At 48.2% G+C, this 24,409-nt stretch carries 22 protein-coding genes and 1 tRNA gene; 5 read left to right on the top strand and 18 right to left on the bottom strand.

What is annotated here, in order from left to right; genetic code table 11:
• Nucleotide 1: 1 nt before the first annotated feature.
• The 9 genes from sufD to ACI1P2_RS11705 all read right to left on the bottom strand — a co-directional run bounded on the left by sufD (nucleotide 2) and on the right by ACI1P2_RS11705 (nucleotide 9,146).
• Complete coding sequence (sufD, locus tag ACI1P2_RS11745) at nucleotides 2–1,324, bottom strand: Fe-S cluster assembly protein SufD (protein ID WP_355319929.1); 1,323 nt, start codon at nucleotides 1,322–1,324, stop codon at nucleotides 2–4.
• Between the two features lie 15 nt (nucleotides 1,325–1,339).
• Entirely contained in the window at nucleotides 1,340–2,167 is an 828-nt protein-coding gene (sufC, locus tag ACI1P2_RS11740) for a Fe-S cluster assembly ATPase SufC (protein WP_355319927.1), read from the bottom strand.
• A gap of 255 nt (nucleotides 2,168–2,422) precedes the next feature.
• Nucleotides 2,423–3,430, bottom strand: coding sequence for a FecCD family ABC transporter permease (locus tag ACI1P2_RS11735; protein ID WP_355319925.1), 1,008 nt, complete (start codon nucleotides 3,428–3,430; stop codon nucleotides 2,423–2,425).
• A complete protein-coding gene (locus ACI1P2_RS11730) occupies nucleotides 3,427–4,443 on the bottom strand; it encodes a FecCD family ABC transporter permease (RefSeq protein ID WP_355319923.1) in 1,017 nt (338 codons plus the stop codon). The genes ACI1P2_RS11735 and ACI1P2_RS11730 overlap by 4 nt, the downstream gene beginning before the upstream one ends.
• 13 nt (nucleotides 4,444–4,456) lie before the next feature.
• Nucleotides 4,457–5,434, bottom strand: a complete 978-nt coding sequence (locus ACI1P2_RS11725; protein ID WP_355319921.1) for an iron-hydroxamate ABC transporter substrate-binding protein — start codon at nucleotides 5,432–5,434, stop codon at nucleotides 4,457–4,459.
• Between the two features lie 142 nt (nucleotides 5,435–5,576).
• A complete protein-coding gene (locus tag ACI1P2_RS11720) occupies nucleotides 5,577–7,244 on the bottom strand; it encodes a helix-turn-helix domain-containing protein (RefSeq protein WP_355319919.1) in 1,668 nt (555 codons plus the stop codon).
• A gap of 55 nt (nucleotides 7,245–7,299) precedes the next feature.
• Nucleotides 7,300–7,857, bottom strand: coding sequence for a class I SAM-dependent methyltransferase (locus tag ACI1P2_RS11715; protein WP_355319917.1), 558 nt, complete (start codon nucleotides 7,855–7,857; stop codon nucleotides 7,300–7,302).
• Nucleotides 7,858–7,887: 30 nt separating this feature from the next.
• Nucleotides 7,888–8,409, bottom strand: coding sequence for a CDP-diacylglycerol--serine O-phosphatidyltransferase (pssA, locus tag ACI1P2_RS11710; RefSeq protein ID WP_355319916.1), 522 nt, complete (start codon nucleotides 8,407–8,409; stop codon nucleotides 7,888–7,890).
• A gap of 32 nt (nucleotides 8,410–8,441) precedes the next feature.
• Nucleotides 8,442–9,146 (bottom strand): TVP38/TMEM64 family protein, encoded by a 705-nt coding sequence (locus ACI1P2_RS11705; RefSeq protein ID WP_355319914.1) that lies wholly within the window; start codon nucleotides 9,144–9,146, stop codon nucleotides 8,442–8,444.
• Between the two features lie 168 nt (nucleotides 9,147–9,314).
• Here ACI1P2_RS11705 and ACI1P2_RS11700 point away from each other — a divergent pair, with 168 nt between their 5' ends.
• Both ACI1P2_RS11700 and ACI1P2_RS11695 read left to right on the top strand, forming a co-directional pair.
• Nucleotides 9,315–10,013 carry a response regulator transcription factor gene (locus ACI1P2_RS11700; protein ID WP_355319913.1) on the top strand — a complete coding sequence of 233 codons (699 nt, stop codon included), beginning with the start codon at nucleotides 9,315–9,317 and terminating at the stop codon, nucleotides 10,011–10,013.
• Entirely contained in the window at nucleotides 10,006–11,322 is a 1,317-nt protein-coding gene (locus tag ACI1P2_RS11695) for a HAMP domain-containing sensor histidine kinase (RefSeq protein WP_355319911.1), read from the top strand. Before ACI1P2_RS11700 ends, ACI1P2_RS11695 begins: the two co-directional genes overlap by 8 nt.
• Before the next feature lie 93 nt (nucleotides 11,323–11,415).
• Here ACI1P2_RS11695 and ACI1P2_RS11690 read toward each other — a convergent pair whose 3' ends face one another.
• Together ACI1P2_RS11690 and ACI1P2_RS11685 are read right to left on the bottom strand one after the other, a co-directional pair.
• Nucleotides 11,416–11,760, bottom strand: coding sequence for a hypothetical protein (locus ACI1P2_RS11690; protein ID WP_408976206.1), 345 nt, complete (start codon nucleotides 11,758–11,760; stop codon nucleotides 11,416–11,418).
• Between the two features lie 68 nt (nucleotides 11,761–11,828).
• Nucleotides 11,829–13,115 (bottom strand): MFS transporter, encoded by a 1,287-nt coding sequence (locus ACI1P2_RS11685; protein WP_355319907.1) that lies wholly within the window; start codon nucleotides 13,113–13,115, stop codon nucleotides 11,829–11,831.
• 255 nt (nucleotides 13,116–13,370) lie between these two features.
• Here ACI1P2_RS11685 and ACI1P2_RS11680 point away from each other — a divergent pair, with 255 nt between their 5' ends.
• The 3 genes from ACI1P2_RS11680 to ACI1P2_RS11670 all read left to right on the top strand — a co-directional run bounded on the left by ACI1P2_RS11680 (nucleotide 13,371) and on the right by ACI1P2_RS11670 (nucleotide 15,691).
• Nucleotides 13,371–13,964, top strand: coding sequence for a TetR/AcrR family transcriptional regulator (locus ACI1P2_RS11680; protein ID WP_355319905.1), 594 nt, complete (start codon nucleotides 13,371–13,373; stop codon nucleotides 13,962–13,964).
• 62 nt (nucleotides 13,965–14,026) lie between these two features.
• Nucleotides 14,027–15,190 (top strand): MFS transporter, encoded by a 1,164-nt coding sequence (locus ACI1P2_RS11675; RefSeq protein WP_355319903.1) that lies wholly within the window; start codon nucleotides 14,027–14,029, stop codon nucleotides 15,188–15,190.
• A gap of 24 nt (nucleotides 15,191–15,214) precedes the next feature.
• Nucleotides 15,215–15,691 (top strand): NADPH-dependent FMN reductase, encoded by a 477-nt coding sequence (locus ACI1P2_RS11670; RefSeq protein ID WP_355319901.1) that lies wholly within the window; start codon nucleotides 15,215–15,217, stop codon nucleotides 15,689–15,691.
• A gap of 135 nt (nucleotides 15,692–15,826) precedes the next feature.
• Here the strand turns inward: ACI1P2_RS11670 and ACI1P2_RS11665 are convergent, their stop codons facing one another.
• The 7 genes from ACI1P2_RS11665 to ACI1P2_RS11635 form a co-directional block, all read right to left on the bottom strand.
• Complete coding sequence (locus tag ACI1P2_RS11665) at nucleotides 15,827–18,226, bottom strand: glycoside hydrolase family 6 protein (protein WP_355319899.1); 2,400 nt, start codon at nucleotides 18,224–18,226, stop codon at nucleotides 15,827–15,829.
• Between the two features lie 493 nt (nucleotides 18,227–18,719).
• Nucleotides 18,720–18,804: transfer RNA gene (locus ACI1P2_RS11660), tRNA-Leu, on the bottom strand.
• 151 nt (nucleotides 18,805–18,955) lie between these two features.
• Complete coding sequence (locus tag ACI1P2_RS11655; protein ID WP_355319897.1) at nucleotides 18,956–20,053, bottom strand: GerAB/ArcD/ProY family transporter; 1,098 nt, start codon at nucleotides 20,051–20,053, stop codon at nucleotides 18,956–18,958.
• Between the two features lie 48 nt (nucleotides 20,054–20,101).
• Nucleotides 20,102–20,323 carry a hypothetical protein gene (locus tag ACI1P2_RS11650; RefSeq protein WP_355319895.1) on the bottom strand — a complete coding sequence of 74 codons (222 nt, stop codon included), beginning with the start codon at nucleotides 20,321–20,323 and terminating at the stop codon, nucleotides 20,102–20,104.
• Nucleotides 20,320–21,528 (bottom strand): Ger(x)C family spore germination protein, encoded by a 1,209-nt coding sequence (locus ACI1P2_RS11645; protein ID WP_355319893.1) that lies wholly within the window; start codon nucleotides 21,526–21,528, stop codon nucleotides 20,320–20,322. The genes ACI1P2_RS11650 and ACI1P2_RS11645 overlap by 4 nt, the downstream gene beginning before the upstream one ends.
• Before the next feature lie 35 nt (nucleotides 21,529–21,563).
• Nucleotides 21,564–23,069 (bottom strand): spore germination protein, encoded by a 1,506-nt coding sequence (locus tag ACI1P2_RS11640; protein WP_355319891.1) that lies wholly within the window; start codon nucleotides 23,067–23,069, stop codon nucleotides 21,564–21,566.
• Between the two features lie 186 nt (nucleotides 23,070–23,255).
• Entirely contained in the window at nucleotides 23,256–24,359 is a 1,104-nt protein-coding gene (locus tag ACI1P2_RS11635; protein WP_355319890.1) for a glycoside hydrolase family 88/105 protein, read from the bottom strand.
• Nucleotides 24,360–24,409 lie beyond the last annotated feature (50 nt).

The raw sequence follows: 24,409 nt of genomic DNA, 5'->3' as shown, positions 1-24,409 counted from the left end.
GTCAGCCTCCTAATTCAGATATGCTTGCTTGATCTATTTCTTTGACTTGCCCCAGCTTTTGTTCCACGAGCGTTTGCATCTGCACAGCTGCTCCTTCCAGCGGCACCTCAGCTATGACGGGAGCGAGGAAACCATACACGATCAACCGCTCGGCCTCTGTGCGGCTAATACCTCTGGACATCATGTAGTATAGCTGCTCCGGGTTGACTTGTCCGACGCTGGCGGCGTGTCCGGCTTTCACATCGTCTTCATCGATCAACAGGATCGGATTCGCATCGCCCCGCGCCTTGGGATGCAGCATCAATATTTTCTCCGTCTGCTGACCGTTCGTCCCGCTTGCTCCCTTCTCGATTTTGGTGATTCCATTCAATATGGCGGTTGACTGCTCTCTCATCACCGCTCTGATCACCATATCGCTTGACGAGTTCTTGCCAAGATGCACCGTCCGGGCTGTAATATTCATCGTCTGACTGCCGGATCCCACCAAGATTGTCTTTATATCCGAACCGGCCCCTTCCTCCTTGAGAATGGATGCCGTATCACTCATCGTCTCGCCCTGATTCATTTCGCCAATCAACCAGTTCACCGTTCCGTCGTGTTCAACGATGGCGCGCCGATAAGTCAGGTCGATCAATTCTCTATCCAGTTGGTGCAATGACACGACATTGATTTTTGCACCTTTGCCTACGAATACTTCCATGATGGCTTGATTCATCCCCGCACTCTTTTGCAATGAGGACATTGTATTCTCCACCAGTGTTACGGAGCTACGCTCCTCGGCTACCACTAAAACATGCGGCATAAAGAGCGTATTGGATTCGTCTACAAAGAATAGCGTCTGCAGCGGGGTTTCAACATGAACCCCCTCAGGGATGTAAATAAAGGCTCCGCCGCTCCAGTATGCGGCATGCTGCGCGGTCAGCAAATTCTCTTCTGGCTGCACAGCTTGCATGAAATAAGGCTTTACAAGCTCCGGGTACAACCGTGCTGCTGTTTCCAAATCAGTGAGAATAACCCCTTGCTGCTGCAGCGCTTCTGTCAGATGGCCGATTAATGGACCCGAATTCCGCTGCACCAGCACATTGTCAGCGTGCACCCCTCCCCTGATCGAATCCGGCAATTCATCGAGAGAAGACACCGGCTCAGGCTTACGGCAAACACCTTGCTGCCGTAAAGGCCAGCGCCGCAGATTCGTCTTTTCCAGCTTGGGCAGCTGCAGGGTGCCTGCGGCGTCCAAGCCTCTCTTCCTCAATACGGTCAGCCAATCCGGTTCCGCACCTCTAAGCTGCTCCGATCCCCGGTTCTCTGCACTGTTCATTGTCATGTTATGGTTCCCCCTTCAGCTACGCGGTGCCTTGGTTTGCATCGGAATTTGAAACGACTCTTCTTCCTCTGGCATCACAGCTTCCTCTGTAATACCCAGTTCCTCTTTAATCCACTCATAGCCGTCTGCTTCCAACCGCTCTGCTAATTCTGGCCCCCCAGACTTTACGATTGTGCCTTGCATCATCACATGTACAAAGTCCGGCTTAATATAATTAAGCAGTCTCTGATAGTGCGTAATAATCAAAAATCCACGGTCTGCACTGCGCAAAGCGTTGACCCCTTCAGCAACGATGCGCAGCGCATCAATATCCAGACCGGAATCGATTTCATCCAGAATGACCATCGAAGGCTGGAGCATCATCATTTGCAAAATTTCATTCCGCTTTTTCTCCCCTCCGGAAAAACCCTCATTCAAGTAACGATGCATAAACTCCGGGTTCATCTCCAGCGTCTGCATGCTTGCTTCCATCATCCGCACAAACTTCATCAACGAGATTTCCTCGCCTTCTTCACGTCTGGCATTGATCGCACTTCGCATAAAATCGGCATTCGTGACCCCAGCGATCTCACTCGGATATTGCATGGCCAGAAACAAGCCCGCCCGTGCCCGTTCATCCACATCCATTTCCAGCAGGTCCTCTCCGTTCAGCGTTACAACTCCCTCCGTCACTTCATACTTCGGATGCCCCATTAAAGCTGAAGCCAACGTACTCTTCCCTGTTCCGTTCGGCCCCATAACCACATGGATTTCTCCGCCATTTACCGCAAGGCTCAGACCTTTCAGGATTTCTTTCCCTTCTACGGCTGCCTTCAATTGTTGAATACGCAGGCTCACTGTCATCTCATCGCCACTCCTTTTCATATGCGCTGTTCTAATTTCTTTTTTTGTTAACTAGTAAACATTTTATTTGATAATGATTCTCATTGTCAATAAATTTAGAGAAAATGCCATAAATACTCCGGTAATGGAAAGCAAATGTCCGAAAAATGCGCTTGCTTATCTTGCCTACAGCTGAAAAAGCTCCTGAATTGCCGCAAGGACAAACTCAGGAGCTCAATCATGGTTAAGTTGATGCGATACCGCAGCATCAGAATGTTATTTTTTCAACAGCAGATAAATATAATAAGGCACTCCGATCAGTGACACCATAATTCCTGCGGGAATTCCGTCCGGGTCCGCCAGGTTGCGTCCCAGCGTATCAGCAGTTAATAGCAGCCAACCGCCGATCAGAACAGCGAGCGGGATGAACAGCTGATTACGCGGTCCAACCAGCGCCTTCGCGATATGCGGGGCCATAAGTCCGATAAAAGCAATGCCGCCCGTCACGGATACGGCCGAAGCGGCGGCGGCCACTGCTATCAAGATCAATATTAGCCGTTCCCGCTCAATCCTCAGCCCTACACCTGTCGCTGTCTCTTCGTTGAGCCCCAGCAGATTTAGGGACCCTGCCTTCATTAAGGTCAGGGGCGCCAAGACAAGCAGCCACGGAAGCAGCGCCCAGATGAACGGCCAATCAGCCCCCCATATGGTCCCGGCAAGCCATTTGGCGATAAAATCCACCTTGGACCGGTCCGCCGAAGAAATAATCACCATCATCATTCCTGACAGCGCCAATGAAAAGCCAACTCCGACCAGCACCATACGGATCGGATCCAGTCCCCGCCTCCGGCTGAAGGCAAAACCGTAAATAAGGGCTGCTGTTACCAAAGCACCGAGAAACGCCGCCACAGGCAATATGTAGACAAACGAACCCACGTCAATGGGAAAGTACAAAAAATACACAGCAACCGCAACGCCGGCTCCCGAATTGATGCCAATGATGCCCGGATCAGCCAAATCATTACGGGTAATGCTCTGCAGAATAGAGCCGGACAAGGCCAGGCACATGCCGGACAAAATCGTAATGACTACCCTCGGCAGCCTCACAGAGAACAGAACAAACTCCTCCTTGAAGCTGCCATCCCCCAGCAATACCGGAACAAGCCTGTCCAGCGACAGGGAGGAATAACCCCAGCTCATGCCGGCAACCGCCGTAACCACCATAAGAATCAGACAACCCAGCAATAACAGCCGCTGTTTGCGGACAAGGGCGGAACCGATCATGAGAAGCTTCGACCTCCCTTATGCACAACGAACAGAAAGAAAGGCAGGCCCAGCATGGCCGTAATCGCTACAACCGGTGTCTCGTAAGGCGCGTTGATGGTTCGTCCCAAGGTCTCGGCAAGCAGCATAAAGGACGCGCCAAGAACAATGGACATCGGAATAATATGCCGGTAGTCTGTTCCGACAAATGTCCGCACCATATGGGGTACCATTAACCCGACAAAAGCCAGATTGCCCACAAGCGCTACGGATGCGCCGGTCAGCATAATGACCAGAACATACAGTATCGCTTTCATCCATACAAGTCGCTGCCCTAACCCGGCCGCCACTTCCTCGCCAAGACCCAGGATGTTCAAATGGTTCGACAGCAGCGGAACGGCGACAAGGCCGACCGCGATGAACGGAGCGATCGTTTGGAGCTGCACCCAGTTCGTTCCGATGAATCCGCCCGCAGTCCACATGGACACATCCTTGGATATTTTGAACATGATGCTGACCCCTTCCGCGATGGCGTACATAAATGCCGAAGCGGCGGCACCGGCCAGCACAATACGAAGAGGCGACAGTCCGCCTCCGTGTACAGACCCAAGCCCAATGACGAGAGCCGCACCCAGCGCGGCGCCCACAAAGCAGGCGGTCATAATGCCAAGCACGCTGGGCGAAGGCATGAACACAAAGGCCAGCGCAAGCATCATATTGGCTCCTGAAGTCAGGCCAAGCAACCCCGGATCGGCCAGCGGATTGCGTGTAATCCCCTGCATAACCGCTCCGGATACGGACAGGGCCGCACCGATCAGCATCGCAGCCAGCTCCCGGGGAAGCCGAAGCTCCCGCAAAATCAGGGTTTGGTCATTCTGTGCGCCCGCAGTCAGCGCAAGCCACACATTGCGGAATGTCGCCGCCTCCGCCCCCAGCTTCATTGAGGCGATAAAGCATAATACGAGCAGCAGCATGCCGCCAACGAGCTTCCAGACAAACGGGAGCCTGCGGCGTCCACTTTGATTATTATTCATCAGGCATCAACCCTTACTTGCCAAGAAAGCTGTTGATGAAAAATTGGAGCTGGTATTCCATGCTGAGCGGGTCATTAAAATAAAAGGCTTTGGCATTGGCTTCATATACATGATGATTCTTGACGGCAGGCAAATTTTTGTACGTTTCGGTATCCTGGAATGAATTGTCCTCGTCCGCATTTTTGCTGAAAATGACATAATCTCCGGCGTAGTCCTTCAGCACCTCTGTTGACAAGGCAAGGTAACCGTCCTTCTGCGTTGCTTCCTTGACTTTCTCCGGCATCTTGAGGCCGAATTGCTGATAAAGGATTTCCGTCCCACGGCCAAAGTTGTCCCCATAAACATACAGCTGTTTATTAAAAGTTTCGATCACCGATACCGTTGCATTCGCACCGATCTTGGCTTTGATCTCTTCCCCAGCCTTCTTGCTTCTTGCATCAAAATCATCAATCCAGGCCTGCGCTTCCTTTTCTTTGTTCAGCAGCTTGCCGATCTCCAATTGCTGCTCAAAGAAACCAACCTTGCCGTAGGTATATATAACTGTCGGCGCGATTTGCTTCAGCTTGTCGATATTTTTGACACCATCCGTCCCAATGATGAGATCCGGATTCAGCTCGATGATCTTTTCGAGGCTTTCGTCCGTCACCGCCTCAGCCCCAGCCAGCTTGTCCGCAAAATTCGGATTCTCCTTGGCCATCTCATCCACGCCAACCAGCGGTACGCCCAGCGCCATCACATTGCCAGTCAGAAAACGGGTGAGCACCACGACACGCTGCGGATGGCTGGGCACCTCCACCGGGCCATTCTCGGATTGATATATGAAGGTGCCTGAACCGGAGTCCGCCGAGGATGCGCCTTTATCCTGCGCGGCGGAAGAAGATTCGGCAGAGGACCCGCCCGTTGTGCCGGCCGAGTTTGTACCCCCTCCTGCTCCACAGGCGCTTAATATTAAAATGGCAATACATATCACGGGCAAAAACAGTTTTCTCATCTGGTGACTCTCTCCCCTTTTGGCTATGTTTCAACTGTACAGAAATGAGAATAATCTTTAATCCCGAATTGAAAATCATTCTCATTTACATCCTAATTATATGGACCCCTTCGTCGTTGAACCATGCCTATTTGTTCGAGAATCAGCTTGGACTATTGTTATCCGCCAATAATTCCGTGGCCCGCTGAAGCTGCAGACGAATCGAGACCGGATTATACGGAATCCATTCATCCACGTTCAGCATGTGCACGTTATTACGCTTTACCGCCTCAAGCCTGTTCCAGTACACCGATCTGAAAATGGATTCGGCGTGCAGTGATGCCCCTTTCTCATCCGGAAATATAATAACGAGCAGCCTGTCACATTCGTATTCCTCCAGTTCGCTTGCATCGATGGCAATGGAATGAAACCGGTCGCCAGACTGCTGAATTTCCCGTTCGATCCTGGCAGGGGCTTTCAGACCCAGCGAGCGGTAAATGACATATCCCGCGTTTCTGGTACCGTATACCTGCAGCATGTCGGGCTTGATGACCAGTATCGTTATGACTTCGGAAGCGGCCCGGCTTTTTTGAATCCGCAGACGCGCCTGTTCCTCTTCCTGCTCGAACCCGGCCAGCCACCGCTCCGCCTGCTCTCTCCTCCGTACGGCTTGTGCAACAAGCCGCAGATGCTCCTTCCACCCCAGCTCCATCCACGGAATCTCAATCACCGGCGCCACGGAGCGCAGCCGCTCAGAGCTCAAACCCATCTGATGCAAATGCTGACCGGCTGCGATGATCAATTCGATATCGGCATCCAGAAATGCGGATTTTACCTGTTCGAGAGACCTATCCGCATCAATGAATCGGGTATTCTGCGGCAGCGGCACTTCTTCGCTGCGGATGTATTCGCTGCTGTCCGATACCATCGCTGCAGGTTCAAGACCAAGCAGCAGCAAATGACTGGCGTACGGCGCAAGCCATACGGCAACCCGCTGAACGGGTCTTCGGTTATAAGCGGAGGGCGTTTCCCCTGTCTCCTGCTTGAAGCGCCGGCTTAAATAAAACTCATCTTTATACCCCACCTTCAGCGCAATCTCCCTGAGCGAGAAGACTCCTTCCATCATCATCTCCTTGGAGCGGTGGACGCGCAGACGGGACAGGTACTTATTGGGCGAGAATCCGGTTAACTGCTTGAACAAGATTGAATAATGAGAACGGCTCACGCCTGCGATCACGGACAATTTTTCAGACGTCAATTTTTCATGGAAATGATCTTCAAGATAGATGATGCTGCGCTCGATGGAAGGCTGCTCGTTTCCCCCGTATCTGGCCTCTATCCGCTCCAGCAGGTACAACAGTATTTGGTGAAAAAGGATCTGGTTTTGGATATGACGGGATTCGCTGTTCGGCAGGCGGTGGATATACAGCTCTTCCAGCTGCAGTGCAATCAGTGATGCTTCCGCAAAAAAATGAACTGCCGCGCCGGATGCCAGCCCACTTTCCCGTATGACGGTCCCAGAGGGCAACCCTGCTGCGGGCTCCCGAATACCGATCACTGCTATGTATGCATGGACCTGGCGCAACGGTTCGGCCGACAGTATAGCCTGATGACTCGCAGGTATAAGAAATACACTGCCCGCGTCAAATGTATAGCTGTTCCCCCCGGTTTCAAGAATCCCTTGGCCGCTGGAAATGGCAATCAGAACGGGACGATGCTCATTTATCGCAAGTGTAGGCATGTTTGAAGTGGTATATAGCGATTGAACGGCCTCGACAGAGTATAACTGGAAATAGGACTCTGCCCACTCCGATCCGAAATGATGGATCATGTGTCCCCTCCGTAAGTATCAGAATCATTGCATAGCTTATTTTATGGGAACGCGTCTATTGGCTGCAGCAAAATACATAGGCAGGAGGTATATTCCTTAATTCTTTTTTAATATTGACTTTATTAAAATAATGCCCAATGAAATCTTTCTTTAATAAAGTGTACTGAAAAGTTATAAACCTGCCTCCTTGTCTCAAATGCATTTGTGTCAGCCGTAGAATGTTTGTGGATACACTAAGCGGTAAACTTGCAAAGGGAAGTCCTGAAACAAAATAATCCACCCATGGAATCTCATATTTAATCATATATTTCTCTAGATGCTCTGCAGAATCATTAATAATATGAAGGTTAGGTTCATGTTCAAATTTCTCTGTTAAAAGGTTGCAAAACACTTTGTTACTTTCGAAAAGCAATACTATGGTGCTTTCTTTTCTGTTTTTTATTATTTTTTCCGTAAATATCCCCGTACCCGGACCGTACTCCACAATGTAGCTTGCTTGGTTAAAATCGATATTGTCAATCATCTTGCTTGCAAGATATTTCGAGCTTGGAAGCAGTGCTCCTACCGTTCTTGGCTTTGTGATATATTGTTTCAGAAATGATAATCCTCCCATTTCAATCCCTCCCTTTTTTAGCCTCATGGATTATATTTTTTTGAAATGAAACTTCGACACCATTAAAATGGAAAGTATCAGTAGTAAAACAACTGATACAAGCTCTGAAATTCTATTACTTGGTATAATCAAAGAGTATATGGAAAGAACAAAACCTGCAACTGTTATCGGTATTCCACGAAAAGTACCCTCAAATTTGCTGATGTTATACTTCGCCAATCTATAAGAACCACTAATGATATATAACAATAGTAAACCTGCACCCGCAAATTTGAGCAGGCCAGAGTCAAGAAAATTGAACTTATTGAATATCAACAAAGCTGGCGCAACTCCGAATGAGACTATATCGGCAAAGGAATCCAATTCTTTTCCGAATTCACTAGAAACATTTAAACTTCTGGCAATTTTCCCATCATATCTGTCTATAATAGCTGCAATAATGATATATACAGCACTTGTAGTGTAATTTAGTTTTATAATTTCGAGTATGGAAAGCACTCCAAATGACAAGTTCGCAAATGTAAGCAGATTGGGTATAAACTTTATAAACATAAACATCAACTCTCCCCTACCTTAAATAAAGCTCATGATGATTCATCCGTGCTTTTATTAAACTTAGTAAGCTTGTTGATAAGCTTATCTTTATATATCAATCCCAAAATAAAAGCCAGCACTGACACTCCTGATATGATTATGGTGGATACATAATTTTTTTGATAAATATTGGATCCAATACTCACGGATGCCAATAGCCACGGAAATCTGGCGACAAGTAAAATCATAAAAAACCTTAAAGGTTTTATAGGCGACAGTCCTGCGGCATATACGAATAAATCCTTGGGAAGTCCAGGAATAATGAACATAATGAATAAGAAGATAGAAAACTTTTTATTGTCCACCATGCCTGCCATCCATTGAGACCTTTTCTTTTTTAATAAATTCTCAATTAATGTACCGCCCAAAAACCTGGCAAAATAGAAAGCTATCACCGCGCCCAATAACATCCCTGCTGTTGTATAAAACGTTCCTAAAAGTACGCCATAAATATATCCTCCGGCTATTTGAATCACTTCACCCGGAATCGGCGCAATTACGGTTTGAAGTATCTGGAAAAGAATGAATATAATAGGTCCTAAATTCCCCGTTGAAAGGATATAATCTCGAAATCTATCAACGGATATTGTCAATTTAAGGATTTCAGGTAAGTATTGTATGGCTAAGATCATGACTAAAAGCCCTATGAAAGCAAGAAATATTTTACCGACTAATGGTTTCTTTGATTTTCCCATACATATCTATCCTCTCTCACTTGCTTTTCAATCGATATAAGCAGTTTAGGAGAAGGATCTTAAGATCGGGCTTCAAGAAATCTTAAGAATTCTTAAGTCGTGTAAAGATTGTAGTTTCAGGCCAAACTGCAATATATACTGATCACATGATGAAGGGAGCGGAGATTGTTGAACAATGCAAAGAATATATTAATAGCCGACGATAATGACGAGATTAGAGAGATTGTCCGTGTTTTATTGGAGAGCGAGCAATATAACGTGATAGAAGCGATAGACGGTGATGATGCTGTAAACAAAGTGAATGAACATATAGATTTAATCATCCTTGACATTATGATGCCTGGAAAATCCGGATTTAAGGCATGTGTGGAAATTCGTGAAAAAACGAGTGCTCCTATTTTATTTTTGACTGCCAAAACTCAAGACTCGGATAAATACATGGCATTTTCGGCAGGAAGTGATGATTATCTGTCAAAACCGTTTTCATATACAGAATTGGTCTCAAGAGTAAAAGCCTTGCTTAGAAGGTATTATGTTTATAAAGGAAAAGAGAATGCTGAGCCTCTCGATACGATCCATATCCATGAACTGACCATTAAAACCAATACAAATGAAGTTTATATGGATGAGAAAGAAATTACGCTGACTGAAATCGAGTATAAGATTCTGTTGTTGCTGGCACAGCACAGAAAAAAAATATTTTCAGCCCAAAATTTATATGAAAGTGTCTGGGAAGAACCTTATTTTTATACCTGTAATAATACAGTTATGGTTCATATCAGAAATTTAAGAAGCAAATTAGAGAAAGATCCGCAAAACCCCAAGTACATCAAAACCGTATGGGGAAAGGGGTATCGGATTGAGTAAAAACCTTTTATGGGGCAAACTGAAAATAAAATTAATACTGTGTCTGATCTTTTCATTTGCTCTTTCCGTAGGTTTGTTTTTGTTATTGCAAACAACAGGTGAGGACCTATTAGAAAACCATTTAAATAAAACCTCATTTATCGAAAATCAAGAGAAGCAAGCCATTTCTGAATTTAGAAGCTATGTATCCGCAAACGGTTTAACAATAAATGACCAGGATAAAATAACAGGATGGGTTCGTGAAGCGAAATATGTGAATATTTACATTTATAAAAACAATAAACTGGTGTACGCTACCGATGGCTATACATCCACTACCGAAAATAGAGAATTTCTCTTAAGTGCAATTTTAAAAGATAAACCATTTTATGATATTGAATTTTCCGATACAAGTGCCCAAATCTATATGGAGTGCTTCTTTGAATACAAGTATTTTTACATTGTCACCATTTTGGGTGTTGCAATTTCTTTTTTATTTTTTATCATCATTATGTTATTTTTTATCAACAGAAAAACATCTTATATTGGCATACTTGAGAATGAAATCAAAATATTAGAAGGAGGTAACTTAAACTATCCAATCACATTAAAAGGGAAAGATGAGCTTTCTTCATTGGCTCAAAGCATAAATGAAATGAGAAAATCATTTATTGAAAGATTGGAAAGTGAAGATAAGGCCAGAATTGCAAATAGCGAACTGGTCACAGCCATGTCCCATGATTTAAGAACACCTCTCACCGCATTGATCGGATATCTGGATATTATCGAATATAAGAAATATAAGACGGATGAAGCCTTTGTAAAGTATATCCATAACAGCAGAGAAAAGGCTTACCAAATTAAACATCTTTCTGACAAACTATTTGAGTACTTTACTGTGTTTAATACTGAGGATGACGATCTGGAGCTTGATCTGTTCGACGGAATTCAACTGATAGATCAGCTAATAGATGAGCAGCTAACCATCTTACAAAATAATGGGTTTCATTTTCAATTCAACTCATGTGACACCCCTTTTCAAATTGAAGTACATCTAATTTCTGTACGCAGAGTTTTTGATAATCTTTTTTCTAACATTACCAAGTATGCGGATAAATCCCGGCCAGTTAAAATTAATTGTTATCTTAAACATCAGTTGTTATTTATTGATATCGAAAACCATATAAATACTGAATTAGACAAAGTAAATAGTACGGGGATCGGTATGAAAACATGTGAAAAAATTATTGAAAGACATAAAGGGAAAATTGCAGTTACAAGAACCGAAGAAATTTATTCTGTCCACATTAGTCTTCCTGCCAAAACTTAGTGTGCAACATGCATCAGCCGTGAAGGGGCCGCCTCACGGTGAAGCGGCGCCTAGCTAAAATAGTATTCTATCGGATTACAATCACAGGCGGCTTCAAGAACCCGAAGGGAACGATCGAGTAGTCTTCCCGCCATAACCTTGCTTTACCGCTTTATCGCTTAACCGCAGATCATACCAATCATGCTGTCCATTTTCGTTGAGCCAACCGGCATCCCCCGTGAAACTGCTTGGTCCTACTCTCGTAAGCTCGCCTAGAGCATGGTGATGCGGGCCAAGTAAATTGCGCAGGGTGTTCACCAGTGTCAAACGGATCGTATTGGGACCTTCCTGTAATGCATTTTTCAGGTCCATCTCCCATGGATTCCAAGCGACGGTACCCAGTGGATGACCGTTCAGCTCACCAGTAATTACGGTTGCTTGAACCTCTGGAAAACTCAATATCACTTGACGCGCGTTCTCATGATCGCGATTGATGACGTATGAACCGCATCACGAATGCCTCAGCTTCAAATCCCTGTGTCCTTGACAGTTGGATGATCCACTTGCGCACTTTCCTGAAAATCCCTCCGATAGAACCACCCGATCAAGACAGCAATTGTCGTCATAGCCGCAGCCAGCAGATACACCTGTACCATTCCAAAGTGGTCTGCATACCAGCCTAGGAACAACAAAGATAAGCCAAAGCCAAGGTTCGTAAGCACGTCAATCCCTGCCATCACTTTTGGGAGTTGAGCCGCCGGAGCACTTGTTTGCAGCAAGGTACGGCGAATAATTCCAGCCATTTGCACCGGTAATCCTGAGACAGCAAAAAGAACAAGCGCAGCGACCGGGATCGTATTGAGGGCAAACACTACCGTAATCAGCACATACACGAACAATGCTCCCAGCATGTACAAATAACTGTTCTTTTGCAACCGTTTGACCAAACCAACAACAACCAGCCCGCCCAGAATCATACCGGAGAAAAAAGAGGCATTCATAAACCCCCACCAGCTTGTATCCTTATGCAGCACCTGAGTTACATATGCCAGAATAAATACACCAAGCCAGGAGGTTCCCCCAATGGTGTCTATACTGTCCACGATCATCAGGGAACGAATGCGGCGGTTATGCCAAATAATCCGCCACCCTTCCCCAAGTTCTTTCCAATGAGAGCCCTTTGATTCGGCTGCTGCTGCCGGTTGAGTAGCGGGTATTGGAGATTCGGAGCCTGATTCCTGATAAACCAGCGGATCACGAACGAACGAAGTGACAGTTGCAGCCAACAAATAACAGCAGGATGCGATCAAAAGCGTATTCAGTGAACCTAGCCAGGCTACAACAATCCCGCTGAGCGCCCATCCTGCACATTTAACTACTTGATCACTGACTGCTACCAATCCGTTTGCGCGCATGAGTCCCTTACCGATTGCCAAGCGGGGGACAAGCGCATTTCGTGCCGGGTTGGTCCAGCCGTCCAGAAATGACATGCCAAACACCATCACAAAAATGAACAGAAACGACCCTTGCCCAGGCACGGTCCGCAAGTAAAGAAGCAGCAGTGTAAAAATGAAAAACTGCCCAAGTTGGGAGAACAGCAAAATCCGCGTGAGCCTGAATCGACTGAGAATGATAGGTGCAACCAGACCGCTAACCACTTGGGCAGACAAACGGAACAACGGAATCAAAGTGGTCTGCATTAAAGAATTGCTTGAGCTGAACACCAATACCGTTATACTCAACATGTAGATAATATCTGCAACATTGGAGATCGTTTGAGACCCCCACAGATAATAAAAAGACCGCTTAATCAAAAAAATTCCCCTTTTCTTTTGCATAGCCTTGCCGATTTTTCAATTCCTTTATATGTAAAGTTTAATGTATTCTATTCTATACAAACCCTTAAATTCCCTTCTTTTATTTATAAAGGGAATCTTTTGACCGAACTACCAGAAATAACTGTGTAAGATAGAGCAATTAAGTTGTAAATCGAAAAGAGAATTGACAATCCTTGAATGAAGGAGTAAGATCAAATCAAAAATGTTAGTTATCTATAACTAACTATAAGGATGATTCGTTTGAGCGTTAAAACAGAAAACACTGCTGATAAAATACTCCTGTCTACTCTAGATCTAATGGCCGAGAAAGGATATAAGACCGTAACAATAAAGGAAATCGCCGCGGCTGCTTCCATCAGCGAGATGACCGTGTTTCGGACATTTGGCTCAAAAAAAGCGATATTGGACGCCATTGTCGATCACTATCTCTCCTCTGCGCCGATCGAACAGATCAATCCGAAGAACCTCACCTACGAGTTGGAACAAGATTTGAACATGATCAGCGAGCTGTACCATAATGTGTTGAACAGAAATAAAAAAATTTACTTAATTTCCATTATGGAACGTAAAACGATGCCCGAAATCCATCTGAGGTTGCACAATACTTCGACCAAGTTTCTTGCAATGGTCACCGAATATTTCCGTGTTATGCAGCAAAAAGGCAAAGTGATCAAAGGCAATCCTGAATCCCAAGCTTTGACGCTCATGCGATTTAATTACGGGAAATTTATTTCCGGCTTGCTTATGGAAGATATCGCGCCCCCTTTCCCTGACGATAACCTTCAGGTTTCGATATCCATTATTGCCAAGGGTTTAAAACCCTAATTTTTTTCTTCTAAATGTTAGTTATCGATAACTATCATAATCATTTAAGAGGAAGTGAATCGATGATACGCATATGGACCAAATCTTTTACGGGTTTAACGTTGACGATGTTCTTCTTGTGCTTCGGGTTTTATTTGCTTCTCCCGACACTGCCGCTGTACATCCAACAATTGGGCATCGGTGAATCGCAGCTTGGATTCATCATTGGTGGATTTACTTTGTCCGCAGTCGTTATTCGTCCGGTCATCGGCGGTCTTCTAGACCGATTCGGCAGGCGCTTCTTTATTCTTGCAGGTCTGATTCTCTTCGCAATGACTATGTTTCTGTACAACTGGGCAAGCAGTCTCCTCTTTTTGATTCTTTTGCGAATCTTCCATGGCTGTGGTTGGGCCGTTTCCACCACCTCCATCGGAACTTCCATTACCGATGTAATCCCTGCTCAGCGCCAAAGCGAAGGAATGGGATGGTACGGCATGTCCATGAGCGTATCCATGGCCATTGGCCCCATCATCGGGATGTGGATGGTCCAAAGCTACTCTTTCCACAGTTTATTTTTCCTAGCCGCCGGCTTGTCTGTCGTATCCGTCCTGATCGCCCTGGGAACCAAGGTGCCCGTCTTGCGACCGGACAACAAACGGAGAACGGTATTTTTCGACAGATCCGTTCTGACGATATCCGCAGCGATATTTTTCTTAGCCCTAACGTACGGGGGGATTACCACCTTCCTGCCGCTGTTCTCCAGAACCATCCAAGTTAACGCAGGTGCTTTCTTTCTGGTCTACGCCATTGCTTTAACGCTATCCCGTCCTGTCGCCGGGAAACTTGCAGATCGTTATAACAAAGCTTCCATCATTATTCTGTCTTTAATAATTACGATCATCGCGCTGCTTGTCTTGAGTTTCTCCAATGGATTGCCAGGAGTCATGGCATCTGCCGTTCTGTACGGAATCGGTTTCGGATCGGCGCAGCCCACGCTTCAAGCGGCAACGCTAAGCCTCGTTTCTTCTGACAAAAAAGGCGTGGCCACGGCTTCCTTCTTCACGGCCATGGATTTGGGGATCGGGCTCGGCTCCATCATACTTGGTTTGATTTCCCAATTCCTGGGCTACTCCTTCCTGTTTGTTTCATGTGCCATTTCCGGGTCGATTGCATTACTGATCTTCACTGTTTTTGTCAGGAAGACCTTACTACGCGGAAAGGAGGATAAAACAGGAATAGCCGTTTGATATCTTAGAGGGGAGGAACCCACAATGACAACCGCTCAACTGAACATCGGTATTATTTTGGGCAGCACGCGCCCAGCAAGAGTAAGCCCGCAGGTGGGAAAATGGATCAAGGAACTTGCAGACAAGCGCGGCGACGCCACCTACGAAATCGTGGATCTCGCTGACTACAATCTGCCGTTTCTCGGAGACCCTTCCGGCGAGCAGCAGGTTGCGGCATGGGCCAAGAAAATAGCCAGTCTGGATGGCTTCGTATTTGTTACTGCGGAATATAACCACAGCATTACCGGAGTATTGAAAAATGCACTGGATTCCGCACGTGCGGAATGGTACAACAAAGCTGCCGGTATCGTCAGCTACGGCTCTTCGGGAGGGACGCGCGCCGCCGAGCATTTGCGCGGAATTCTGGGGGAGCTGCAAGCCGAATTGCACATTGCACATGTGAACGATATGTTGAATCAGGTCATTCGTTGGTCTACCGCACTTCATTCCGTTCGCAGCTGATAAGAATTCAAATTCGTGACGAACAAGCTCATCCTTCAAGGGAAGAGCTTGTTCGCATTTTCTCCCGCGGTTGTTACTTACGTTTTCCCCAATTCCAGCTGCACCATCCCCCCTATCTTGGCCGATTCACTCGGGTTAAGGCTCGATCCCCCACACCAGAGCTCCGTCTTGGTACAGCGTCACTTTTTCCCAGTCGGCGAAGGAGGTTTTGGTCGCGTCGTACGAGTAATCGTCGGTCTCGTCAAAATTGCTCCAATCCGACTTGGCCATTCGCGTTTGGATTTCGCCGGTTTGACCGCCCGGAGCGAGCGTCCCCGCACCGCTGGTGAAACCGACCTCCATATAACTGTCCGTGAACGTGACCGTCACGTTAGAAGAGCCGATTTGCGCCCAGTCGACCCAAGATTGCATCGCTTCACTGCCGTCTTTGGTGAAATAGTAGCGCAGCTTCAAACCGCTTAGCTGGACGGCGTCCTGGCCGTTGTTCTTAATATTGAAGTGCGGCCGGATTTGGTTGTCGGTTGCGCTGGAATCGCCGTTGCGGTACTGCACCGCCAGATCGCCCTTAGGCGCTTCCTGCGGAGCCGCGCTGACGACGCCAGAGTCCGCGCTTTCGCCCGACGAATTGACGGCGCTGACGACATAGTAATACGTCGTGCCGTTCTCTACGGCGTTATCCGTATAAGCCGTTTCCGCGACGGATTCCGCGATCGTCTCAAACGGGCCGGACGCGCTCAGCGCGCGCTTGACGTTGTAGCTGTCCGCGCCGGACTCCGCGTTCCAGGTCAGTTTCACCTGCGCGTCCCCGGCCTCCGCCGCGAGGCCCACAGGCGCCGCCGGAGCCGGCAGGACGGCGGGAGTCGCGCTGGCGACGGCCGAATCCGGGCCTGTCCCAACAGCGTTGACGGCACTGATCACGTAAAAATAGGCCGTACCGTTCATGACGTTCGTATCCGTATAGGTGGTCGCAATCCCCGTCTCGGCAATAGCCACAAACGGGCCGGACGCACTTGCCGCGCGTTTGACGATATAGTTCTCCGCACCGCGGACCGCGTTCCAGTCCAGCTTCACTTGCTGGTCGCCCGCCGTTGCGGTCACCCGCGCCGGAGCAGCCGGAGGCGTGTTCCCACCGCCGTTATCGGTTAGCGGAATGGCCGGATAGGCGTTCTTCACGAGCTCGACAAACTGATCGTGGAACCAGTGACCTGAAATTGGGGCGTTCGGTAAAGCCCCGGTCAGCGTGCCATTGGACGTTGTGTAGGTCGGATCGCACATCCGGTCGAAGCCTTTGCCTTCGTTATTCGGAATTTGCGTGCTTGATCCGTCCGATTCTCCAGGCGGCTTCACCCAGACGAAAGCATCGACATGCGTATAACCCTGCGGATCCGCCTCAGGTCGCACACCCATCCCCGCGCCCGCAGCGTTGCACCAGTTGCCCCGATGCAGACGCTTGTCGATACGGCCGGAATTCACATAGGTATTGATATCCGAGCCGGACGCGCCGGTCGGCCGGTCGGGCCCGCCCCATCCGTTGCGCGAAGTGTCAATCAGGAAGCCGATGTCGGATGGCCAACCTTTGGCCACAAAGCCGGAGTAGAGCGCCGCCGTAAAGTCGGCCTCATCGAAATACGGGTTCCATTCATAGAACTTTGCCGAACGGATCGGCTGGCCGTTGATCGTCAGATTCGAATCCGGCAAATTTGGTTCAACGAGCGGCGTCGTATTGGCCGTATTGGTAATGAAGCCGTCAACGCTGTCCAACCCCGCCTCCGTTCCTTGAACTACGGATGTATACAGATCGACCGACGGCTGCAGGTTGGAATCCCATCCTAGCCAACCGGAGTGGCCGATGTCCAAATATTTGTAGACGTTCGGGATATCAGCCAGTTGATCCAGCGTATAGCGGACTGCATCCCGGTAGATATTAGTCGAATTCGCCGCCGCACAGGCCGGGGTGTTCAGGTTCGTCACCAGGTTCGGCAGCGAGTCCGGTTCGATCACCGCAATAATGCGGATATCTTCGTATTTCGGGTCGGCGAAAAGATTGGCGATCACATCGATATATTCCGTTTTGTATCTTTGCAGCGCTGCCTGCGTGAGCGGCAGTTCGCCGTTCGAAGCCAAGGCATGACAGTCGCGACCAGGCAAATTGTAGATAACGAAGCTGGCCGTGATCGGCGTGTCGCCCTGCTGTTGCGCCAGCGCATTGTCCAAATGCTCTTCCAGACTAAGGCGCCCGCCGGCGGCTTCGCCGCCATGAATCGCCGCAATCCGGTCCAGCCAAACCGCCGTCGGATACGACTTGACCGTCTCCATCTTGGCCGCCAGCTCATCGTCTCCTACGCTTGCAATCGACATATCGACGGATTTTGCGTAATCCGGATTCAGATACGCCGTAGCGCCGATAAACGGATTGTCCACGTGAGCGGGGGCCGCCTCCCCTGTCCCGGCCGGCAAAGACAACGGAATGGCTAATGTCGCGATCAGACAGGCCGCGAGGAAGGGTCTCATTTTAGAAAAAAACTTCCTTTTCATCTCGTTTCACTGCTCCCTTCATTGTTTTTTTCAAATTCCATCATGACTCCAAGCCCCTCTTACGGGTGATTGCGCCCGATCTCCGGAGATATCTACCGATAGCATCACTCTCCTTATCGATTGATAGAACTGTGAGTGGAAAAATAAGTACGTGCGATGTAAAATATACTAAGTATGCGCTTTCATTTCCAGTATCATCATAAGACAATAGGGATATTTTGTCAATCGAAATACGCCTTCTATCCCAATGTAATCCATAGAGTTCCAGAAAACAGCCCGGGATAGAAGTCACAGCCCCCCTGTTCAACGTTATGCTTCCACTCGCCAACTCAACGTTCTTGTACTCGCATAGCGTCCTCAGAATTTCTCCGACTTCCTTCCGGGTCTCTTTCTTCAGCTCAGGTGATGAGCAGTACTTACAGATTCCGAGTATGCAAAAAGCTCCTGAATCTCTGCTAGAGAAAATTCAGGAGCTCAATCATTGTTAAGATGATGCGGTCGAGAGGACTCGAACCTCCACGGGGGGTTAGCCCACACGGACCTGAACCGTGCGCGTCTGCCAATTCCGCCACGACCGCAAATGTACTTGTCAGCTTGAAATATTTTTCGCAGCGACAAGATAGATTGTATCATATACACCAATATACAGTCAACATAATAATATTTACTTTATGATAGTGCCATCGGATTTCACAATTTGACTCGTTTACTAAAGCCCAATCGTTCTGCTCATCCTCCTTTCCCGCTTATACTTTGCTTGCGCAAGACAGCAACAGCCAGCAATAACAATGGTATGAACAGATTCGTAGATAAAATGTGAAACGGGACTGCCACTCTTACCATAAACGCGAAGACCGGGAAATTGGGGATATCCCATATGCCTATGATCAGACCGAGCAGGCCAAGCGGAAATACAATCGGACGGTAGTCCGAAAGCTGAAAGCATTGAGCAAAAGAGAGCGTGGCAGCGTAAAGAAATACGCTGACCTGCAGGAAAGCTCCCACGACCCACATCGCCAGCAGCAATGATTCCAAATTTTCAAGGAAAGTGCCGATGCTGATATAACGAAATGCGATAAGAAGCGGGTACACTTTATCCCCCAGGGCCGGCCCCATTAATAATAGTGATATCAGATTGGAAAAAGTCAGAAACAAAACGATAATGCCGAGCGAAATGTACCCCCATTTCTTCCCCTTCTTCGGATCTGTCACGCTGGGCAGGAGAAAGGTCATCAGGAATAATTCGTTGCACCAGCCCATCATCGAGAAAGACCCTTTGATGACCGGGGTTATCCCACGGCTAAGGACAGGAAATATGGCTTTAACATCCAGATCGGGAATCAGAAGCAGCATAAAAAAGACAGGGAAAATAAATATAGGCAAAAAAATGACGGTGCTCCTAGCTAGTAACTCCACCCCACCGCGCACGGCGATAGCGCATAGCAACATCATGGATGCCATAATGACCAACATGGGCGTTTTATATAGAAAATTACCCGTGACAAATTCCGCATATTGCCGGGTAACTCCCCCTGTAGCATGCAGATTGGTGGTAATAAAGACGAGAGCGATCATTTTTGCAGGAATTTTGCCAACAATCTGCTCACTGTACTGGACGACCGTCTGCCCCGGATAAAGCTCATGCAAGCGGGTCACGGCAAATACGGTAATCAGGCCTACAAGAACGGCCAAAACTCCCGTAAGCCAAAGATCGTTTTGGGCGAATTGGGCCGTTACGGTCGGCAGTACAAGAAAACCGGAAGCCAGCACGGCCGGATACATCATGAGCCCCATTTGAAAAGCTGAAATTTTCCCTTTTTCCAGCATGATCCTTCACCTCACCTTGGAGAGTTCTATCTCCTTGTACAAAAATCGTTACGGTTCCACCAGTCCCCGGAAAGGCTTGAAGATGAATAGAAGCACCGTAGTTGGCCCTGGCGTACTGGGCAGATCCTGTATGGACAGGATCCAGACCAGGAGCAGCAGCGAGATGAATACGGCTTTGTCTCTTACCGGTTTTTTTTTCAGCTTTGGCCACTCGAAACGTGTGATCAGCAATGCGGAGATCGTAATCCCCCAGAAAAGGAACCAATTCATTTCTTTCTTACCTCTTCCTCAGGCAGCCCTTCCGGAGAGCCGATTAGTCCCGGTCTAATAATCTTTGCGTCAATTTTTGTGATAACTTGAACTTTAGGGAATTGTTCATCCCAGTGATGTTTCACTTTTTCCCATTGCTCGGGATACTTTCGATGAAATGCCTTCGCGAAATCAATAATGTCTGCCTTATGACGCCCCTGAATCTCATGCAGCGCCAAGTTGATTCGTCCCCTTACATCATCCTCAAATCCTTTTCTCATGAGAGCCAGCAATTTCGGATTCACGGGATCCATCACAGTGTCGTTCTGGATGATGTCACCTTCCGTCTTAACCCGGACCGTCATCTTCCACGTGTCGCCTTTAATCTCCGGAATCAGCTTTATGTTTGCCTTCAACGGTTTTAACGACACCCTGCCTTCTGCTCCCTCCGATTCGAACACCACCGTATATTCTCCAATTTCATTTCTGAGCCACATGACGCCCCTTGTGATCTTTTCCGATATTTCCCCAATCATTTTGTCATTTTTGAACACAGCGCTTCCCTCTAGGTAAGGAATCGTTTGAAACGGCTCGGCTGATTTACTTTTCGGAAGGATACGGATCATCGGCAGAACAGCCGCTCGGGAATCTCCTTTTAACATAAGGCTCAACTGAAGCGTTGTTACCCTCATCCCAACCCGCAAATCCGTCAGCTTATGCAACACCTGAGCCGAAGAATTTTCGATTAACGGAAATAGCTCAAGCGACTTCCCCGCATCTCCTTTGCTTACAAATACATAGGATCTTTCTCTTGTCTGGGGAAAACGGATTAAGAAATCAAGATGTTTCTGAATCCCCTTCCTGGCAACGGCTTCGCTGAAGACAAAGATTCTGCATTGCCCCCAAAACATTCTCCTGGGGATTTTCCGTTGCAGCTTGGATAGGGCATCAGAGATGTTAATGCCGGTTTCCGAGCGGGTGGCCGTCCGTTTCGCCGCTCCGCCTCCTGAAGGGCCGCCTCCCGCCGTTCCTGTGCCTCCACCCTGATTCTGTGGAATGATGACTTGCACGGTCGCTCGAACCCGATGATTCTCCGCCTTGTCGATAGCGAGCGCGGAAACCAGAGTCAAATCATTAAGCTCCGTGCGGTCCCAGCATCCTCCCAGCACAAGCAACAGCGGGATGGAGATAGTCGTCATCATCAATATTCTTATCCATGTCTTCATCCCTCCGACTCTCCTTTGCCAGGTGCTTGTTTCAACTACTCGCTCTTTCCGCGGGTTGGATCAGGATTTTGACCAGAGGGTTGCCGGTATTTGTCATACGTTCCCGTAAAGCGCGGGCGTGTGTTCATCTTCCACCAAGGGCTCCTAACCAGGACATCTTTCCATTCATTCATCTTGGGAGTGCCTGCTTCGGACATATAAGGAACGCCGAATGAGCGCAAGCTGCACATATGCAGAACAATAGCGATGACCCCCATCACGATGCCGACAAGCCCCAGGCTTCCGGCAAGAAAAATTAATGGAAAACGCAGCATCCGTACAGCAATCCCGGCGATGTAACGCGGTATCATGAACGAAGAAATCCCCGTAATGGCAACCACAATAACCATGGGCGCAGACACAAGCCCGGCCTGAACCGCCGCTTGCCCGATAACAAGCGCTCCCACAATGCTGACGGCGGCGCCAACCTGCTTGGGCAACCGCACGCCTGCTTCACGCAACGCTTCAAAGGTGACCTCCATCATCAATGCTTCGATTAACGCCGGAAAAGGCACCGCCTCCCGGGAACTCGCCATACTAATAAGCAAGGAGCCGGGCACCATCTCTTGATGAAAGGTAAGCACCGCAACATATAACGATGGGAACAAGAGAGACAGCAATATAAAGATATAGCGCAGCCAACGAATGACTGTGGAAATCAGGAACCGCTGATAATAATCTTCCTGTGACTGAATTAACGTAAAGAAAGTGACTGGGGCGATCAGGGCAAACGGCGTTCCCTCCGTAAAAATCGCCACCCTGCCTTCCAGCAGATTGGCGGCGACTACGTCGGGACGCTCCGTATTGAGCAATTGCGGAAAAGGAGTGTAAGGCTGATCCTCAATCATTTCCTCGATATAACCACTCTCCAGAATTCCGTCGATCCGAATGCGCAAAAGCCGGTTTCGTACCTCCTCCACCAGCGTCTTGTCCACAAGTCCTTCAATATAAGCCAGAATAATCTTCGTCCGGGTATATTCACCGATTTTTACGGATTCCATTTTAAGCAGCGGGGTCTTAATAATGCGCCGTATTTGCGAAGTATTGACACGCAAGGTTTCGGTAAATCCTTCACGCGGGCCCCTGATCCCCACTTCTGCCGTAGGTTCTTCGATGGGGCGTTCCTTCCATTTGGTCAAGCCAAAACCAAAACCCACGGCCTGGCTGTCAACCACCAGAATGGTATATCCGTTCGAAAGATATTCAATACACTCAGCATAGGTCGTGAATTCCTTCGCTTTCGTTACCGATATTTTTCGTTCGATAAGCTGCCGTATATCATCGATTTCTCCGGCTTCCTCCTGAATGAGAGGAGAAATGACATATTGCTCAATCCCCTCGGAATCCGCCAATCCTTCAATGTACATCAAAAAGGCTTTTGTCCTTCCTCCGATCGGAAATGACCGGTAAACGACATCCGCACAATTATCGTAAAGCAAACGAAGGCGGGTCTCGTTTTGCAGCAAATCCGGATAAAGCGGCAGCGGCTCTGAATTTAGCATGTTTTGCCTTCCGTCATCATTTTTGTTTTGGTTTGTTTCCGTCTCCTTTATATAAACCCCAAAACAATTCCAATTTATTCAAGTAACTGGAATATCATTTCCTGGCCAGGTGATGCAGCGTTGCAAATCCTGAATATGCAACAAAGCTCCTAAATCGCTATTCGTGCAATTTAGGAGCTTAGATATTTATGGCTTCAGCCGTTTGATTTCGTTATACGCCATAAGCAGCGGTGCAACGCCGTGTCCGTTGTTCTCGACGATCTTCTCGCCGAAAACGTAATACTCGTAAGTGCCATCGCGCAGCTCTCCCGTTTCCGGCTTCTTTCCGAGGCCGGCGCTGCGGCAGATGCCCCCTAGCAGCGCCTCTCCGCCCTCTTCATGCAGATAGCGGCTGATCGTTCCGTCGAACGCTTTTTGGCCATAGACGGCGTACGCTTGCGGCAGATAACCTAGCCGGGTTCCTTTCAGGATGGCATACGCAAGCATCAGCGTTCCGCTCGTTTCCAAATAATTTCCTTCCCGCGCTCCCTGATCCACCACCTGATACCACATGCCATCGCTGTGCTGATGCGGCAGCATGCCGTCCACAAGCTCCTGCAGGTACTGCTGCAAGAAGCAGCTATCGGCCGGCTCACCTTGCAAAATCTCCAGCATATCAACCAGCGCCATGGCGTACCAGCCAGCTCCCCGCCCCCATACATGCGGCGAATGACCTGTCGCCGGGTCGGACCAGAACATGTGACGGCTCTCGTCATACGCGTGCCGGTACAACTGCTTTGATTCGTCAAAGAGAAAACGGCGCGCATTACGGAACTGGGCGAGCGGATCGCTGTAGTCTTTCCCCTCCACAAATCGCTTGATATATTGAGCATAGAACGGCTGCCCCATGTACAGACCGTCAAGCCATACCTGATACGGGTAGTTCTGCTTATGCCAGAAGGAGCCTGCGCCCGTTCGCGGATAATCTGCCAGCTGCTTGTAAAGCAGGTCCAGGACCCGTTTGTATTTCGGATCTCGCTCTTTGTCGTATAAGGCGAACAGGACGGTCGCCATCCGAATCTGATCGATATTGTAATTTGCCGGGTCGATGGCGGAAATCTGTCCTTCCGCGTCGTACAGGTCGTCGACGAAAGCTTTGACGAAAGCGTATTCCGCCTCGTCGCCTGTCAGCATATAGCTGTCCAAATACGCCTTCAGAATGCATCCTTCGATATAATGCCATCTCAGCGAGTACCATTTGGGCTCCGCCATGTATTGAGCTTTGAGCCGTTCAACGACCGCATAAGACAAGATAACAAACACCTCCACAATGAGTCATGATCATTTCTATAGTTATGATG

The sequence above is a fragment of the Paenibacillus jiangxiensis genome (genome assembly GCF_046098255.1).
Taxonomy (GTDB): Bacteria; Bacillota; Bacilli; order Paenibacillales; family Paenibacillaceae; genus Paenibacillus; species Paenibacillus jiagnxiensis.
Note: the sequence above shows the minus strand (reverse complement) of the source record. Positions and strands in the feature narration are given on the sequence as shown.